Source organism: Pseudarthrobacter sp. HLT1-7, assembly GCF_059383435.1.
Window position 1 is genome coordinate 180,557 of record NZ_JBWZCH010000003.1, and the last position, 16,836, is coordinate 197,392.

The window sequence follows — 16,836 nt, forward strand, 5'->3', positions numbered from 1 at the left end:
CCCTACTGGCCCTGCTCCTTGTACTTGGCTTCGGTCGCAGCTTTCTGCGGCCGCCACCAGTCGCCGTTGTCCAGGTACCAGGCGATGGTGTCTTCGATGCCAGCATCGAAGTTCGAGAACTGCGGTTCCCATCCCAGTTCGGTTCGGAGCTTGGTGGAGTCGATCGCGTAGCGCAGGTCGTGCCCGGGCCGGTCCACCACGTGATCGTAGGCGTCCATGGGCTGGCCCATATGCTGCAGGATGAGTTCGACAACCTCTTTGTTGTTCTTCTCTCCATCAGCGCCGATCAGGTACGTTTCGCCGATCAGGCCCCTGTCGATGATCGCAAGCACGGCGGCGGAATGGTCACTGGCATGGATCCAGTCGCGGACGTTCTCGCCCTTGCCGTACAGCTTAGGGCGGATCCCGTCGATCACGTTGGTTATCTGGCGCGGGATGAACTTCTCCACGTGCTGGTAGGGCCCGTAGTTGTTCGAGCAGTTACTGATCGTCGCCTGCAGTCCGAAGGACCGCACCCAGGCCCTGACCAGCAGGTCCGACCCGGCCTTTGTCGACGAGTACGGGCTTGAGGGGTTGTACGGGGTGTCCTCCGTGAAGCGCTCCGGATCGTCCAGCTCGAGGTCTCCGTAGACCTCGTCGGTGGAGATATGGTGGAAGCGCTTATTGTGCCTGCGTGCGGCCTCGATAAGGGTATAGGTCCCGATGATGTTCGTGTCCAGGAACGGACGGGGATCGTGCAGTGAGTTGTCGTTGTGCGATTCTGCGGCATAGTGCACAACGATGTCGTGGGCGGCTACGAGTTCGTCCACCAGCGGCTGGTCGCAGATGTCCCCCTTCACAAACCGGAACCGGTCGGCCGGAAGATGCTTGATCGAATCCAGGTTGCCCGCGTAGGTGATCTTGTCAAGGACAGTCACGAAGTTGTCCGTGGCGGACATGACATAGTGGACAAAGTTGGAGCCGATAAAGCCGGCGCCGCCGGTTACTAGTAGTCGCTGCATAGTTTCAAAGGTTACCGGATTTGGCCGATGCGCAAGGTAGCGGGAAAGATGGCCTCTATGCGCGGAATCATTTTGGCCGGCGGAACCGGCTCAAGGCTCCATCCGATTACCCTAGGTATCAGCAAGCAGCTGATGCCGGTGTATGACAAGCCAATGATCTACTACCCGCTCTCCACCCTGATCCTGGCCGGCATCCGGGACATCCTGATCATCACCACCCCTCACGACGCCGAGCAGTTCCAGCGTCTTCTGGGGGATGGCTCGCAGTTCGGTGTCAGCATCACTTATAAGCAGCAGCCTTCCCCTGATGGACTGGCCCAGGCGTTCGTCCTGGGTGCTGAGCACATTGGCAATGAGACCGTTGCACTGGTTCTCGGCGACAATATTTTCTACGGTCCGGGGATGGGCACCCAGCTGCGGCGTTTCGAGAACATTCAGGGCGGTGCCGTCTTCGGATATTGGGTGTCCGACCCGAAGTCATACGGTGTTGTCGAGTTCGATGCGAGCGGAAAGGCCATCTCCCTCGAGGAAAAGCCCGCCAAACCTAAGAGTCACTACGCCGTGCCGGGCCTCTACTTCTACGACAACGACGTCGTCGAGATTGCCCGGAACCTCAAACCCTCAGCGCGCGGCGAACTGGAGATCACGGACGTCAACCGGACCTACCTCGAACGCGAGAAGCTCCACGTTGAGATCCTTCCCCGCGGTACGGCATGGCTCGACACCGGGACGTTCAATGACCTGAATGATGCGTCTAATTTTGTTCGGACAACAGAAAACCGCCAGGGGCTGAAGATCGGCGCCCCCGAGGAGATCGCATGGCGGCTGGGCTTCCTCAGCGACAATGAGCTACGTGAACGGGCCGAACCTCTATTGAAAAGCGGGTACGGCAGCTACCTGCTTGGACTACTGGAAGACGGTCGTTGATCCAGCCGACGGTGTGTCGTCGACAGGACGCTGACCACGCGGGCGACGAGCATCCGGCCGGCCGGGGCCAACCGTCCGGCGGACGTCGAACGTTCTGGTGGGCCTTCCTGGTGCTCATGGGCCTTTCCACCGCATGGACCTTCGCCAGCCCCCTGATGGGTGTGCCCGACGAACCCGCTCACGTCATTAAGGCCGCGGCCGTGGTTCGTGGCGAGCTGACGGGCCGTGAAATGCCGGGCGGCGGCGCTTTCCAGCTCGTTACAGTGCCGGCGGGAATCGCCTACTACGACACGTTCGGGTGCTTCGCACAGAAGAGGGAGACCACGCCTTCCTGCGTCCCTCCGTTCAGCGGTGACGGGAGCGCTCTCGTGGACGCGCGGACCTCCGCCAGCAGCTACAACCCGGTCTACTACCTGGTCGTAGGGCTGCCGTCGCTTGTGAACAACGGCGCAGCCGCCGTCTATGGGATGCGGTTGGTCAGCGCCCTGTTCAGTTGCCTCTTCCTGGCTTCTGCTTTTTCGGCACTCTCACAGCTGCGGCGTCGGAAATGGGCCGTGACCGCGACAGCTGCGGCGATGACGCCGATGGTTTTGTTCCTCAATGGGGCCGTGAACCCGAATTCCTTGGAGTACGCCACGTCGGCTGCGCTGCTGGCCAATCTGGTGCTGCTGCTGGAGCGCTCAGCTGACCCGCGAGCCTACCGGAGCTACGTCCCCGTCATCACGGCAGCGGCCTGCGTGCTTGCCAACACAAAGGGCCTGTCCCTCCTCTGGCTGGCTCTCATGGCCGTCACGGCCTGCATTCTGGGCACCTGGCCACAGATCAAGACGCTAAGCCGCAACGCCTGGGTGTGGGCCGGAACCGCCGCGATCGGGGTGTCCTGTGCCTTCGCGCTCTACTGGATCACTCAGCATGACAGCCTCTCCAGCAACCCATTCGAAGCAGCAGGCTCCTCCCCCATGACCGGGGCGGAAATCATGCTGGATAGAACCTTCGACTACGCGACCGGATACGTTGGGCATTTTGGCTGGTTGGAAGTGTCGGCACCAATGGGCGCGTATGTGTTCTGGCTGGGACTCGCCTCCGCACTCACGATGGCTGCCGTCGTCCTGGCCCGGGGCCGTGGCCGGGCCGCATCGATTTTCCTGCTCGCCGCCCTGCTGCTGCTCCCGCCGCTGCTCCAGGCCGAGGCCGTTGAGACGATGGGCATCGTCTGGCAGGGCCGGTATATCCTCGCGGTGTTCGTTCCGATGCTGATGGTGTGCGGCTTGGCGCTGGACCGTGCGGATCCGCGTGGTTTCTCGCCGCAGGCCGCGGCCATCCTGAACGCTACCGTCGTACTCGCTGTCGTATTCCACCTCTGGACCTTTATGCAGACGCTGCGGCGCTATGTGACTGGATTGACGGTGGACCGCCGCTGGATCGAGATGATCACCGACCCTGCCTGGCAGCCGCCCGGCGGCACGGTGCTGTGCGTTGCCGGATTCACCGGCGCGCTGGCCCTTGCATTGTGGCTGCTCCGCGCAGGAGTCCGTACGGAGCGCCGGCACGCGCTGGACGGAGCCCGCAGCTAGCCAGCCAGCCGGTTGGTAGGACCGTCTCCCCGGTGGCGATCCTCCGAGGGGTGGTTGCAAGAAGTGTTGCGCTAGTCCAGGCACCACGCCGCAGCGTTTGCCGGGAAGCGAGCCCGGGCCGGGCTTTTTCTCACGGACGGGGACTTCCGTGCAGCAGATACCTCATCGCCCCTCGCCACGGAAATGGTCCGCGGGCATGGCGATCAGAGAGTGCGCCATCCCCGGTGCTGTCAGCACACCGGGGCTCCGGCAATCAGGCTCCTTGCGCGCTGACCTCAGCGGACGGCGTAGACGTAGGCCGGTTTTCCCGTCCACTGAAGTTCAGAGTCCAATGTCAAACACGCTGCCTCCAAGGGCTGCGAGGAGACGATCTTGTCAAGGTTTGGCCAGACGCCTTTGAGCTCGCAGGGATCTATGCCCACGCCGACAGCGTCGAAGTCGTTGGTCCACCAGGACTTCGGCTGTCCGGGTGCCCAGGAGAAGAAGATATAGCCGCCGCCGCGGTTCCACTTATTGGAGAAGGCCGATTCGGGGTCCAGCTTCTGCCACTCCTCGGCGTCGGGACCGGACCGCTGGAGTCCGGAGAGCGAGGGAATACCGTTGGCCATCAACAGGGAGTTCAGTGCCCCCGAGTCGGCTGCCCAGACCTTGCCTTCTGCCCGCACCGCCGGTGCCTGCGCCGCCACGGCCTTGGCGGTGTCAGAAGCCCGCAGGTCGCCCAGGCCGGCAAGCACCGGGTTCGCCCGGGCGACGGGGAGCGACGCCAGGACGATGCAGAGCGCCAAGGGCCACAGGCGCTTGGGATACTTCGTTACGGCAGCAACGGCCAAGCCGACTGCGGCCGCCACCAAAACAACCAGTGCGGTTGAAATCGACGGCAAATCCGACGCTTTCAGCAACGACGCCGCGTAGCCCGTGGCCAGACCACACGCCGCACCGGCCAACAGCGGGATGCGCCATGAGGCGGGTGGAGACCAACGGCTCAGCAGGAGGCTGACGAGGACCACCGCGAGCACGCCCACCACCTGGGACGCCCGCGGTGCGGTGATGAGGTTGAGCAACGGCAACTTCTGGCTCGTGGGGCCGAGGTCAAGGCTGATCCAAACAATCCATAGCGCCGACCACGTTCCGAACGTCCATTCCGCGATATTGTCCCGGAACGTCAGCCGCCACTGGGCGGCGAGGAGGATGATAAGGATCCACACGAAGAACACTGTGAACGAGGACGACAGTTCACTCGCATTGATGCCCACGGGTTCACTGAACTGCAGCGGTCCGAGCGCCGGCGCCCCGAGAATGCGTCCGAGGGGCTGCGGATCCGCCTCAGACCGCCGCATTCCCGGATAGACCGTGTTGAGCAGGGCTTGGAGGCCTTCCCTGTTCTCCAGCAGCGTCCCGACGCCAAAGACCACAGCGGTGCCCCCGGTAATGAGGATGGACTTCAGCCGGGGCACCCAGCCGCCGCCGCGAAGGAGGATCCACAACGTGGAGGCGATCAGGACCGGGAGGCCCAGCAGCAAGGACCAGGGTGCGTAGAACGTGGGCAGGCCCGCGATCAGGATGCCTCCAAGGACCGCCATGGCTGCCGGGGCGAGGCGTTGTCCTTTTTGGAAGCGCTGGAAGGCGGCGATCATAAGCACGCAGCCGCCTAGCGTGTAGGCGATCAGCGCTACCGGCATCATGGACCACCACGCGCTCGACGGCGACAGCACGATCAAAATGGCTGCAAACCAGCCGTAACGGCGCGAGCGTCCCAGCTGGGCGAACCAGGTCGGCATTGCGAGTAGCAGGATCAGCGACGGAAGCCACCAGTGCGCGGCGAACAGCATATGTTCAGGGATGACCGCAGCAGCGCGGAGCATGGTCGAGTCAAAAAAGACAAATTGCTCGAAGAACCCATCGGTCGGAAACCGGTGGACCAGATCAGCCCGCGCAGCCAGCGGACTGAGGCTCGGGGCACCCTGGGTTGCCAGAATGGAGATGGCGATGGTCGAAAACGCGTAGATCTCATCCGACCGGATCCACCGGGACTCGCCGAACTGCCACCCCAGGGGGTTGGCGGGATCCTGCCGCAGCTCTGAAATGCCGATATTCGACGTCGTTATTCCGAACAATACGAGGGCCACGAAGACCAGCACCGTAATCAGGCGCGCCAGACGGTCATTCACACAAACCCAACGTTGGACTCTGCGGCCCGCATCGGCAACAGGCGTGGGAAGTCGCATTTTCAACTAAGTTCCTCCAAGCGCTCCACACCACGGCGCGCACGTCCACTCGGACGTGGTGCTGGGAGGCTAATAGTCAGATCAGTCTTTGAGATCAATCAGTGGGCTGCTGGGACTGCCATTCTTCCACAGCGGACGGCGTCGCAGGCGCTTGCCGGTCCGCTTCGCCTGCCGTCGAAGACAAGGCCTCAACCTTCCGCTCCAACTCCTCCAGCCGTGCGCGCCCAATAGCAGCTTCCTCAGACAGCGTGCGCGCCTCTTCCTCGAGAACGGACACTTCCCAGGACAGATGCAGCGCGACGCCGGTCAGGAAGATGATGCCCATGGCAAAGAGGAGATTGGACGGGACCTGCACCCCGGTCAGGGATGTGACTCCCCGAAGCATGCCCGGGATTGCCGTAAGCACAAGGCTCGCGATGCCGACGAGCAGCCACAGAAACGCGTACTTTTCCCGAAGGCCCTTGCCGCGCAGCAGGTAGACAACGCTGCCCAGGACAAGCATCGAGAAGATGAGGGCGGCAATGCTTTCCACGGTCAGATATCGCTTTCGTGAGACGTGCGGGCTTTGCCCCGGGTCATGGCAAACACGAGTGCCAGTAGCGACCGGACCAAATAAATCGCCGATTTCGCCGGGTTGTGGCTGGGTTGCCCGCCCTGGCGGGGCCGCATCACAACTCCGGTCTGGGAGACTACGCACCCGGACCGGATCGCCACTACGAGCGAGTCGATGGTGTCGCCCAGATACTCGGCAGGATAGTGCTTCAGGTACTGGGAAATGGCGCGGGGATTACCGGCGCGGAACCCCGACGTGACATCCGTGAGCTCTGTACCAGCAATGCGGGAAATCACGGCCGCCAGCAAACGCATTGCCCATTTCCTGGGGCCGGTGACGGTGTATTGTCCCTTGTCAGCGAACCGTGCGCCGATCGAAATGTCCGAGTGTTCAAGGCCTGCGACCACCGACGGAATGTCCTTGGGATCGTGCTGCCCGTCCGCGTCCACCTGGACGACGGCGTCGTAGCCCGTCCGGTGCGCGTACTTAAAACCCGCCCGCATGGCACCGCCGACACCGAGATTGAAGGGCAGCCGAAGGACATGCGCCCCGGCGGCCTCGGCAAGTTCCGGGGTTCCGTCTTCCGAACCATCGTCGACGACGAGAACGTCGTAGTCCCGTCCGAGGTCAATGACCTCCCGGACGGTGTTGCCAATACACGCCCGCTCGTTCCACGCCGGCATGATCACCAAGACCTTGGTCGCGGCTGGAAAACGCACTTTGCTCCCGACTTCCGTCATGTCCTTACTTCGTCCCCTCGTGAACTGTTTCCGGCTGGCCCGACAGGTTCCGGCGCGGACGCCGCACGGCCGCCCGCCTCCAGCCAAGCATTCCTACACTGACACACCCCAGATGGGAATGCCGATCCGCCACCCGGGCGGCTCGAAGCTGAAAGCGATGACCCTGCCTTGAGCAGGTGAACGGATCCGCAGGACGAGCAGGTGTTCTCCGACAGGCCGCTCTTTCAATTCTGGCCGCATCTTTGTACAAATCTTTGTTGAAATCCAGGCTCACGAAGTCGTCGTTCCAGATCGCAGTCGGACCGCGAGGAGTGCTCGACGCGGACGATGGCGAAGGCTGCAAGTCGGGATCCGTTCAGTTTGGGCTGGCGTCCACGGCAGGACGGCGCGAGGGACAGGTACATATTACCCGAATGGACTTTCCCGGACTCCCATCATTGCCGTGGCGGGGCGCCGACCGGCCCCGCTGGAAGGCGCCACCGACTACGGTGTTGGCTGGAGCCGGTAGAATATCCTGATATGACATCTGCTCAACCAGAGACCAACTCGACGCCCCATCGCATATCCGTGGTCATCCCCGTATACCAAGGCGAGAAGACTCTGGTCGGTGTGGTCAACGAGCTCCTGCCCTACCGGCAGGTGTCGACCACCAAAGGCGGCCACGATTACGTGGTCTCAGAAGTTCTCCTGGTCTTCGATCATGGACCCGACAACTCCGCCGCTGTCATCCGATCCCTCACAACTTCCATTGACATTGTCCGGGGCGTCTGGCTGAGCCGGAACTTCGGGCAGCATGCCGCAACCTTGGCGGGCATGGCCTCCGCGGGCGGCGACTGGGTTGTCACCATAGATGAGGACGGACAGCACGATCCCGCTGCCATTGGGGATCTGCTCGATACGGCAATGGCCGAGAACGCCTCAGTCACGTACGCGATGCCCAGCAATCCCGCTCCGCATGGTTTTCTCCGGAACATGGCGTCAAAAAGCGCCAAACGAACGGTTCGCTTCATGCTCTCCAGCGACGACGCTACGAGTTACCAGAGCTTCCGGCTGGTGACAGGCGAAGTGGCACGCTCAGTGGCCGCCTATGCAGGTCACGGTGTCTATCTCGACGTAGCCATGGGTTGGATTGCCGACAAGACGGCGACCTGCCCCGTGATGCTGCGCGAGGAAGGTGACCGCCGCTCCGGCTACCGACTACGCTCGTTGCTCTCGCATTTTTGGCGCATGGTCATCTCCAGCGGGACGCGTGGCCTTCGCATGGTCAGCCTCATCGGCGCTGTCTTTGCGCTGGCGGGAATCGGACTCGCCATTTACTTCGTGATCGCATACCTGTCCGGACATGGAGCCGGACAACAGGGCTGGACGTCGACCATGGTGGTCCTTCTCGTCAGTTCCGGGGCCATCTTGTTTGCATTGGGGGTCATAGCCGAGTACGTGGGCGTCAATGTCAATATGGCCATGGGCAAACCCGCGTACCTGATTGTGAGCGACCCGGCGCTGGGCCCTCTCGGCAAGACCGCGCAGGCCACTTTGCCCGCCGGCCAGGTGGCTGATGCAGGCTAGGCCTACTTGGGTGATCGGCGCCGGAGGCCTCCTCGGCAAAGCCGTCGTCAGAGAATTACAGTCCCGCGGCGCCCCCGTCCTGACCAGCAGGATCCCCTGGGGCGACCCGGAGTCCGCGCGCAGAGCGTTCGGGGATGGCGCCGAGGCACTTCGTGACGCCGCGGCTGAAGGGCCATGGACGATCGCCTGGTGCGCAGGAGCAGGCGTCACCGGAACCTCACCGGATGCGCTCGAAGCAGAACTTTCCTTGTTCGCTCAAGCGCTTGATGTGTTTGAAGAAACGCTCTGCGCCGCGGGAGGGCGGAACGGGGCGATGTTCCTGGCGTCGTCCGCCGGCGGAGTGTACGCCGGGTCCAGCGCACCCCCGTTCACCGAACACAGCCCCGTGCAGCCGCTGGCTCCCTACGGCTTCGCCAAACTCCGGGCAGAAGCGTCAGTCGCCGAGTTCGCGCAGCGCAGCGGAGTCCGCACCCTCGTCGGCCGGGTCAGCAACTTGTATGGACCGGGCCAAAATCTGCGGAAGCCGCAGGGCCTCATCTCGGTCTTCGCCAAGGCACACCTCACGGGTGCACCGGTGTCGGTTTACGTGTCTTTGGACACCTTGCGGGACTATCTGTTCGTAGACGACGCGAGCCGGCTGGTCGCGGACGGACTTGACCGCCTCGTACTCCCGGACGTCCACCCGGGCGAGACTGTCGTGAAGATTCTTGCGTCCCAGCGGGCCGACACTATCGGCAATCTCATCGGCGCTTGCCGAGCAATCTTCAAGCGCCGCCCGCTGATTGTCCTGGGCGCCTCGCCGTTCGCGAAAGCCCAGGCGCACGACCTTCGCCTGAAATCGGTCGTCTGGCCGGAGCTCGACGCGCACCCCGTGACACCGCTGGCGGTGGGGATCAACAACACGGTGCAAGAGGTCCAGCGCCTGGCCATTTCGGGTCAACTCTGACGGCGTTGCCGCGCTTCGGTAGTCTGGAGTGTGTGTTTGCCGGTTATCGGCCTCAAGAGTTTAGAGAATAGGTGGGTCCTATGAAGCAGCCCGAAAACCCCGAGGAGGCTGTCAAGGGTATCCATAGCGGTCCCCGCGGCCCCCTGCTAAAGATCGTTAAGGACGAACGCGTGGCGTTTGTGCTCGTCGGCGGCGCCAACACGGTCTTCAGCACAGGCCTCTTCATTGCGGTTGCGTGGTTGTATCCGGATCTTCCCTCGCCGGTGGTCCTGAGCATCGCATTTGTCGTTTCCCTTGTCGCAGTGTTCTTCGTCTATCGAAAGCTCGTGTTCCGCGTCAAAGGTCACTTCTGGCTGGACCTCGGCAGGTTCACACTGGTCAATCTGACGATGTTCTTCACGAATATGGCGCTGCTGCTGGTGGCCCACGAGGTACTCGGATATCCCCAGATTCCGGCTCAAATCGCCATCACCTGTGTAACGGTCATCATCAACTACTTCGGCCACAAGTATTTTTCCTTCCGCCGAAGTCCTGAACCCGTGTCCCCAAAGAAAGCCACCGAGGAAAGCACAACATGAGCCCTAAAGTCTCGATCGTCATTCCGGCGTACAACAATGTCCAGTACATCGAAGAGACCCTTCAGTCTGTGTTGAATCAGACGTTCGATGACTATGAGGTGGTGATCTCCGACCATTCCTCAATCGACGGCACGGCTGAGGTTATAGCCCGTTTCGCGGACAACCCCAAGGTGCGTGTGCTGACGCCGACACCGACCGGCGGTGGCGCCCAAGCCAACTGGAACCGCGTCAGCCAAGCGGCCGCCGGTGAATACCTCAAGCTGGTCTGCGGCGATGATCTGATCTCGCCCGACGCGCTGGAGCTCCAGGTCAAGGCCATCGAGGACAACCCGGGGGCCGTCATCGTTTCGTCCCTCCGCGACCTTGTCGACGCCGATGGAAGGCTTTTCCTGAAGGGCCGCGGTCTGCAGGGCGTAGATGGCCCCGTCAGCGGGCGCCAGGCCATTCGGGCCACAGTCCTCGCCGGGTCCAACATCTTTGGCGAGCCTGCCTGCTCCCTGTTCAAGCGCGATCTGCTGGCTAAGGAAGGTTGGTGGGACAACTCCCACCCCTATCTCATCGATGAGGCGACTCTGGTGCGCATCTGCCGCCACGGTGACTTCGTTGCGCTCCGCGAAACGCTGGCTTCCTTCAGGATCAGTGCAAGCCAGTGGAGTGTCCGGCTGGCCCGCCAGCAGTCCGACCAGGCGATTGCGTTCCATAGCCAGCTCCGAAAGGACGATCCCTCGCTGCTGAGCTGGCTAGACGTGACGGTGGGAAACGCCAGGGCCATCGCCATGTCGTATGCCCGCCGCCTCGCTTATGTCCGGCTGAGCCGACGCATGGGTCGTCAGCACGCCGTGCAGAGTACGGTCTAAGGAATACCAGCCAACCTCGCCGGCGGCGCGATCCGCCAAAGCACTCCGGGGCCTTTCCCCACGAGATAGGCTCCGGAGTGCTTTTTACCGCAGTACTCTTTTCCGCTGTTCGGAGTCGCCAGTTTTAGTGGCTGATTCGCCTGCGCCCACGGGCTCCACATCGGGCCTTCGGCGATACCGCATCAGCTCCGCTATGCTCCACGCGGCGGAGATCCCGACCGCCAGAGTGATGCCGCCCACAACTATCGGCCATCCCGGCGGATCGAAACGCACGGTCACGGTTTTCCCGGCGGAACCTGCAGGGATGTCCACTTCAAGAAGATAGCCACGCAGCGGTTCAGCGACGGCGGCCCCGTCGGCGTCGTATCCCGGCCACGCCAGCCGGCTGAGCACGGCTTTGCCCGGGGCTTCGCCCATCCGGTCGACGCGGATCACAATCTCCTGGTTGCTCTCAGAAACCAGCGAAAGGTCGGTTCCCTCCGATATCCAGACCAGTTGACCGGTGTTCAGCTGAGGCTGATCCCGGACCCACACGACCGAGTCGGCGGACTTGCTCGCTTCGTGCCAGCCACTCGGAGCGGCACCATTGAAGGTTTCGTTTGAGCGGGGGTCGGGATCACGAAGAACCTGGACTGTGTCCACTGACAGGAGATCGGCCAGAACCTTGCCGGTGGTGGGGTCAGTCTGGAAGAGCTTTTCGGCAGCCGCTCCGCAGGTCCATCCGTGGCTTGAGATGCACAGATCTTCAGCGTATTTCCTGAACATGATCGGCGAATATAAGTTCTGGACTTCGGCGGAATTCAAATACCAGGCATTGGACGCGAGCGTCTCGTTCCAGATCCCGGGGCCGAGCCTCGTGGGATCTCCCACGATGAAAGTGCCGCCTTGTGCTCCGGGAAGCTGACGCGAATAACTCTCCGGAGTATCAGGCATCTGGTAGTCGGGCAACGGGGCCGCTTTGAACGCCATGTGCTGTCCGGCCGCTAACACCATGCTCACGAGCAGCACCCCTCCGGCCAACACGGCCGGACCCTTGAAGCGGGGCCGCAGTCGGGGGAAATAGAGGACAAAGAGGAGGCTAGCGATGCCGACGCCGGCCAGCAGTCCGAAAAGCGCCGATAACCGGACGGTCGGATTCTGGCTCCAGGCGAGGTAGAGCCCGGAGAGCACACTAGCGACGGTGACGATCATGCGACCGCGGCTCAGAATGGGCACCCTGAATCGGGAGACCATCACCGACAGCGCCAGCAGGACAGCCAGGGAGACATACGGCATGATCCGGATGGGAAAGCGGAGGGGTCCCAGATCGCTCGGCGCCAGCGTCAGAGCCAAAGACAATAGCCCCACGAACCAAATCGCTGTCAACTCCCTGCTGGCTGCCTTCACCTTGGAGTAGTCCACGATCGCGAGTACCGGAAGGAACCATGCCACGTACAACAAGGGAACTGTCGCGAAAACGCCCCACCAACCGGTCACTTGCGGCAGGCTGCCCGGCACCCAGGCTGTAAACAATCCGGTCAAATCGGGCGTCAGGAAGCCGCTGTTTACGATTCCGCCGGAGCGTGCCGTCACGGAAGCCGTAAGGACGCCAGGGAGATACACAGCCGTCGCGATGAGCCCGCAGACGAGGCCCGCGAGGAGTAACCGGACGGCTCCCCTTCGGCCTACGTGCAGCCATGCCTCCAGCAGCAGCCCCACGAAGACGATGACCAGCATGAGCGTTCCGTGAACATAGCCAATAGTTATCAGCACATACGCCGGGGCCAGCGCGAGTATGGGATTTGCCCGCTCGAAGGCCATACGGCGCAACCCGTACCAGGTGAGGGGCAGAAGGCTGAACACCATGAGGCCGGTGACCCAGGAAGCGGCGTCCATGTAGACGGTGAATCCGGTCAGTGTTACCGCCACTCCGGCGATGGCCGACCATTCCGGCGCGGCCTTGTAGCTCCTGGCCAGCAGAAACGTTCCGGCAGCCAGAACGCAAAGACAGGTGATCTTCAGAATCGTTGAAAAGACTACAAGGTTCGCCGAACCGCTGGCCAACCAGCCGATGAGGAGTATCAGCGGATTCCAGATCCCCCATTGGCCCTCGGCCGCATAGTTACCGGCCCCCCAAGCACTGTCGCTAAAGAGAGGCCACTCTCCTGCCCTGAGTTTGGTTCCAATTTCGAACCAGATTCCAAAAGCTCCGGCCTGGGTGTCGTCGTAGTGATAGAACCTATTGTTGGTCACGAGCGGAATCAACGAACCGAGGAACGCAGCAACTACGGTCGCAGCCAGCCATTTGAAATCGTAGGACTCATGCAGACGCTTCACAAACTTCCCCCGGATTCCGTGTGCCCTGAACGCCGTCTCAGTTCTGCAATGACAGCATGCACGTCCCCGTCCATGACGACTTCGCCGTGTTCAAGCAGCACGCCCCGTGAACAGATACGTGAAACGAGATCCAAGTCGTGGCTGACGACAACGAGGGTTTTCCCTTTCTCGGCCAGCTCCTTGATTTTGGCGATGCATTTACGTTGGAACGGTTCATCGCCCACCGCCAGAATCTCATCAATGAGGAACACCTCCGGGTCAGTGTGAACTGCCACCGAGAAAGCCAACCTCAGATACATTCCGGATGAATAGAACCGGACCTCGGTGTCGATGAATTGACCGATCTCAGCAAAGTCAACGATGGCGTCGAAGCGTTCAGTCACTTGTTGCTCGGTCATGCCGAGGATGGCTCCGTTGAGGAAGACATTGTCCCGCCCGGACAGATCCGGGTGAAATCCCGCTCCGACTTCTATGAGACCGGCCACGCGTCCTCGTGTGAGCACAGAGCCGGAATCTGGCAACATGACCCCGGAAATGTGCTTCAGGAGAGTCGACTTGCCCGAACCGTTCAAGCCTAGGAGGGCAACCGATTCGCCGGTTCCCACCGCCAGTGAAACGTCTCGCAGAGCATGAAACTTTTCAGACAGGTCACCCCTGCGACCTTTGGCAAGCCATACGACGGCTTCCTTCAACGATCTGGTATGACGCAGCACAAACTGCTTGCTGACATCCCGAACTTCAATAGCGTTGACCACTCACAGCTCCTGGGCGAATCGGCCTTCGAGCCGACGAAATGTTAGTTGACCCAAAGCAAGGACCAAGAGCGATACAACTATCCCCACGGGTAACCACAGGCTAAACAAGTTCGGCGGCATAGGGGCTGACCCGTCGGTGGTAGGTAGCCAGAAGGCATAGTGGAAAAGCTCAACACCAATGGTGATCGGGTTTGCTTGATACACGGAAAAAGCAACATTCCCGATCTTGTCTTGAACCATGGTCCACGAGTACATGACAGGAGAAGCCCAGGTTGCCACCATCAGCAGCATGTCAACGATGTTCTCCGAGTCACGAAAATATACATTTGCGGCGCCGAAAAGGAGGCCGAGTCCGGTGGCGAGTAAGGCAACGATCACGAATCCAGCGACGGAAGCTAATATTTGCAATAGATTCGGGTGCCACCCCGCAAACAAACATGCTGTCACGAGCACAACCAACTGCGGAAAGAAGTGAACCGCCGAAACCCATACTGAGGCGACGGGAAACAGTTCCCGGGGAAGGTAAATTTTTTTGATTAGATTTCCGTTGTGCACTATCGAACGAGCCGCATTACCCAGGGCCTCGGAAAAAAAATTAATGAGCACAATTCCCGAGAACAAATAAACGGCATAGTTAGGCAACCCACCTGGATTCCTCGGACTTTGTTCCAACCCCAGGAAAACTCCAAGGGCGATGTAAAAAACGATGAACTGAACACCCGGCTTGACATACGACCACAGAAGCCCGAGCACGGACCCGCGGTAACGAACCTTGAGTTCTTTCCGCACCAACAACTTCAGCAAGAATCCCGACTGGCGAATGTCACGGATTCCGCCTCCGACACCTGGCGTCGCAAGCTCGCTCAGGCCAAGGCCGCTCACTTGATCTCGTTCTGAGTGTGCTGCTCGAATGTCTGCCTCCAGGACTCCATCGAAGTCAGTTCGTTCATTGCAGCCCTGTACTCGACGCTGAGTTCGCGCCAGTTCTTGAGCAGCATGGAATGGAGGCGGGCGCTTTCAGCGAGCATCTCGCGAAGCTGCTTTGGGTCCCTCTTGTACCAGGATGCCCCTGTGCCTTCGGCGTTGGAGACTACCGCACTGTCGAACTGGGCCATCCTCCACCATCGATTGTCTTGATGAGCCACGGTTGTCTGCGGACGCTCCATGCTCGACTTGCTTACCGGGTTGAGCAATTGCCTGACCACCGTCTTGGCAGCCCACGGTACGAGCGAGATCTTCGTGGGTCTGGAGATCCCGTGACCTCGCCGCGGAGGCTTGTCCATTTTGGGGGCCGGGAAATCGTCCTGATCCGGACGAAAAACCGAGTCGGAGTATTCGGCCATCATTTTGCGGATTTCCGGCAGTTTCGTCGGCAGCAGTGCGCGCAGCCCGCGAGGCCCCTCTAGGACGTCCTCAAGCGCCCAGTTGCGGCCGCGCACGGTGGCGTACTGCATCGAAACGAGGTGCTTCACGTCGTAGTAATGAGACTCCCGAACTACCCGACCGCCATATTCATACGGGCTGTGCAGCAGTGCAGCGACAATACGGTTCCGTGAGTGGAAATAGGCCTGCCATCCCACCAGGTCATCTTTGTCGATCCAAGAAACGTGCCAGACTGCTGATCCGGGCAGGGATACCGTCGGGAACCCGTGCTTCTTGGCCCGAAGTCCGTATTCGGAGTCATCCCACTTGATGAAGAGGGGAAGCGACAAGCCAATTTCACGAATGACGGCAGTAGGGATGAGACACATCCACCAGCCGTTGTAGTCCACATCGCACCGACGGTGAAGCCAAGACGTTTGGCGAAGGTTTGAGGACATAAAATCGTGCCCAAGGATCATTTCCTCGCTGGGTAGCGAGGGCTGGAATCGGTAAGGATTAACTACCTCGCCAAAGGTATGCAGAACCGTCCGGTTGTAAAGATCAAACATGTGCCCGCCGACAATCGTCGGCGTTTTGCAGCGGTCGGCGAAAGTGAGCAAGCGAATGATGCTCTCCGGCTCAACCACGACGTCGTCGTCCATCAGCAGGACATAGTCGCTGCCGTTTTCCACAGCTTCATACATGCCGCGGGCGAATCCGCCGGAGCCGCCAAGATTTGTCTGGTTAATGATACGGAGCTTGCCGTGAAGTGCGTCTTGAACTTCTGCAAATCCTTCGCAATCAGACACTTTCTGGGAGCCTTGATCCACAAGGAGTATCTCCTTGACGTGCTCCAAGGCCTCAGGGTTGTCTGCCATTAGACGCAAGTTGTTCAGGCAGAAGTCGTTTTTGTTCAGTGTCGTTATCTGGAGGGTCACAGAGCCCGGAACTTTATCGGCAGCGGCGCCCTGCCATTCGGCCTCAAGCATTACCAGCGGCTCCGTCCCGGCTACGAGATCAAACCAGTACCAGCCACCGTCCCCGAAGGGCGCGAGACTCAGCTCAAAGACGCTATCGGCTTTGCCCTCGACCCTGCGAGTGTCGACGCGCTGGAGAGACCCCCGCGCGTTGGATTTGTAAACAATCACCGAGCCTTGACCCTCGGTCCGGACATGCAATCGAATACTCTCCACCGTCGTCCAGCGACGCCAGTAGCTTGCCGGAAAAGCATTGAAGTAGCTACCGAATGATACCCGCTCGCCGGAACGCACAAACGTCGACCTGCGCGAGAGAAAGTCTTCGACATGGGCTTCCTTCGCGGGGCCGGCAACACTATTTGTGCCGGGCGTCTTCCCATCACGGTCGCCCACGGTGGGCAGCTGCGTACCGGTTGCGGCACCCATATCCAGATACAGCGGGACCGTGTCCATTTGGCT

The 16,836-nt window shown here is 61.0% G+C and carries 14 protein-coding genes; 6 read left to right on the forward strand and 8 right to left on the reverse strand.

The features are described 5' to 3' along the window. Positions 1-2: 2 nt before the first annotated feature. Complete coding sequence (rfbB, locus tag AC50X6_RS04540) at positions 3-1,001, reverse strand: dTDP-glucose 4,6-dehydratase (protein ID WP_494965068.1); 999 nt, start codon at positions 999-1,001, stop codon at positions 3-5. A gap of 57 nt (positions 1,002-1,058) precedes the next feature. Here rfbB and rfbA point away from each other — a divergent pair, with 57 nt between their 5' ends. Together rfbA and AC50X6_RS04550 are read left to right on the forward strand one after the other, a co-directional pair. Then, a complete protein-coding gene (gene rfbA / locus AC50X6_RS04545) occupies positions 1,059-1,928 on the forward strand; it encodes a glucose-1-phosphate thymidylyltransferase RfbA (RefSeq protein ID WP_494965069.1) in 870 nt (289 codons plus the stop codon). Further along, positions 1,925-3,502, forward strand: a complete 1,578-nt coding sequence (locus AC50X6_RS04550) for a DUF2142 domain-containing protein (RefSeq protein WP_494965070.1) — start codon at positions 1,925-1,927, stop codon at positions 3,500-3,502. The genes rfbA and AC50X6_RS04550 overlap by 4 nt, the downstream gene beginning before the upstream one ends. A gap of 275 nt (positions 3,503-3,777) precedes the next feature. Here AC50X6_RS04550 and AC50X6_RS04555 read toward each other — a convergent pair whose 3' ends face one another. From AC50X6_RS04555 to AC50X6_RS04565, 3 genes are all read right to left on the reverse strand, one after another. Beyond that, the gene (locus AC50X6_RS04555; RefSeq protein ID WP_494965071.1) at positions 3,778-5,670 is read right to left on the reverse strand and encodes a DUF7657 domain-containing protein; all 1,893 of its coding nucleotides are present in this window, start codon (positions 5,668-5,670) and stop codon (positions 3,778-3,780) included. A 151-nt stretch (positions 5,671-5,821) separates the two neighbouring features. Beyond that, the gene (locus AC50X6_RS04560) at positions 5,822-6,259 is read right to left on the reverse strand and encodes a DUF2304 domain-containing protein (protein ID WP_326967398.1); all 438 of its coding nucleotides are present in this window, start codon (positions 6,257-6,259) and stop codon (positions 5,822-5,824) included. A 2-nt stretch (positions 6,260-6,261) separates the two neighbouring features. Beyond that, positions 6,262-7,020 (reverse strand): glycosyltransferase family 2 protein, encoded by a 759-nt coding sequence (locus AC50X6_RS04565; protein WP_494965072.1) that lies wholly within the window; start codon positions 7,018-7,020, stop codon positions 6,262-6,264. Positions 7,021-7,539: 519 nt separating this feature from the next. Between AC50X6_RS04565 and AC50X6_RS04570 the strand changes: the two genes are divergently transcribed. The 4 genes from AC50X6_RS04570 to AC50X6_RS04585 all read left to right on the forward strand — a co-directional run bounded on the left by AC50X6_RS04570 (position 7,540) and on the right by AC50X6_RS04585 (position 10,967). Next, on the forward strand, positions 7,540-8,586 hold the full coding sequence (locus tag AC50X6_RS04570) for a glycosyltransferase (RefSeq protein ID WP_494965073.1): 1,047 nt from the start codon (positions 7,540-7,542) through the stop codon (positions 8,584-8,586). 10 nt (positions 8,587-8,596) lie between these two features. Next, positions 8,597-9,532 carry an NAD-dependent epimerase/dehydratase family protein gene (locus tag AC50X6_RS04575; RefSeq protein ID WP_494965074.1) on the forward strand — a complete coding sequence of 312 codons (936 nt, stop codon included), beginning with the start codon at positions 8,597-8,599 and terminating at the stop codon, positions 9,530-9,532. 80 nt (positions 9,533-9,612) lie between these two features. After that, complete coding sequence (locus tag AC50X6_RS04580) at positions 9,613-10,110, forward strand: GtrA family protein (protein WP_494965075.1); 498 nt, start codon at positions 9,613-9,615, stop codon at positions 10,108-10,110. Then, positions 10,107-10,967, forward strand: coding sequence for a glycosyltransferase family 2 protein (locus AC50X6_RS04585; protein WP_494965076.1), 861 nt, complete (start codon positions 10,107-10,109; stop codon positions 10,965-10,967). Before AC50X6_RS04580 ends, AC50X6_RS04585 begins: the two co-directional genes overlap by 4 nt. An 84-nt stretch (positions 10,968-11,051) precedes the next feature. Here the strand turns inward: AC50X6_RS04585 and AC50X6_RS04590 are convergent, their stop codons facing one another. From AC50X6_RS04590 to AC50X6_RS04605, 4 genes are read right to left on the reverse strand one after another with little or no spacing between them, the layout of a single operon-like run. After that, positions 11,052-13,283, reverse strand: a complete 2,232-nt coding sequence (locus AC50X6_RS04590) for a glycosyltransferase family protein (protein ID WP_494965077.1) — start codon at positions 13,281-13,283, stop codon at positions 11,052-11,054. Further along, positions 13,280-14,038, reverse strand: a complete 759-nt coding sequence (locus tag AC50X6_RS04595) for an ABC transporter ATP-binding protein (RefSeq protein ID WP_494965078.1) — start codon at positions 14,036-14,038, stop codon at positions 13,280-13,282. The genes AC50X6_RS04590 and AC50X6_RS04595 overlap by 4 nt, the downstream gene beginning before the upstream one ends. Next, positions 14,039-14,920: an ABC transporter permease gene (locus tag AC50X6_RS04600; RefSeq protein WP_494965079.1), complete on the reverse strand. Its 882-nt coding sequence runs from the start codon at positions 14,918-14,920 to the stop codon at positions 14,039-14,041. Next, on the reverse strand, positions 14,917-16,830 hold the full coding sequence (locus tag AC50X6_RS04605) for a glycosyltransferase (protein WP_494965148.1): 1,914 nt from the start codon (positions 16,828-16,830) through the stop codon (positions 14,917-14,919). Before AC50X6_RS04605 ends, AC50X6_RS04600 begins: the two co-directional genes overlap by 4 nt. Between the last annotated feature and the right edge of the window lie 6 nt (positions 16,831-16,836).

What these genes read in the sequence shown, in the direction of transcription:
- rfbA (WP_494965069.1), top strand. Translation starts at nt 1,059, where the DNA reads ATGCGCGGAATCATTTTGGCCGGCGGAACCGGCTCAAGGCTCCATCCG.
- AC50X6_RS04605 (WP_494965148.1), bottom strand. Translation starts at nt 16,830, where the DNA reads ATGGACACGGTCCCGCTGTATCTGGATATGGGTGCCGCAACCGGTACG.
- AC50X6_RS04565 (WP_494965072.1), bottom strand. Translation starts at nt 7,020, where the DNA reads ATGACGGAAGTCGGGAGCAAAGTGCGTTTTCCAGCCGCGACCAAGGTC.
- AC50X6_RS04570 (WP_494965073.1), top strand. Translation starts at nt 7,540, where the DNA reads ATGACATCTGCTCAACCAGAGACCAACTCGACGCCCCATCGCATATCC.
- rfbB (WP_494965068.1), bottom strand. Translation starts at nt 1,001, where the DNA reads ATGCAGCGACTACTAGTAACCGGCGGCGCCGGCTTTATCGGCTCCAAC.
- AC50X6_RS04585 (WP_494965076.1), top strand. Translation starts at nt 10,107, where the DNA reads ATGAGCCCTAAAGTCTCGATCGTCATTCCGGCGTACAACAATGTCCAG.
- AC50X6_RS04580 (WP_494965075.1), top strand. Translation starts at nt 9,613, where the DNA reads ATGAAGCAGCCCGAAAACCCCGAGGAGGCTGTCAAGGGTATCCATAGC.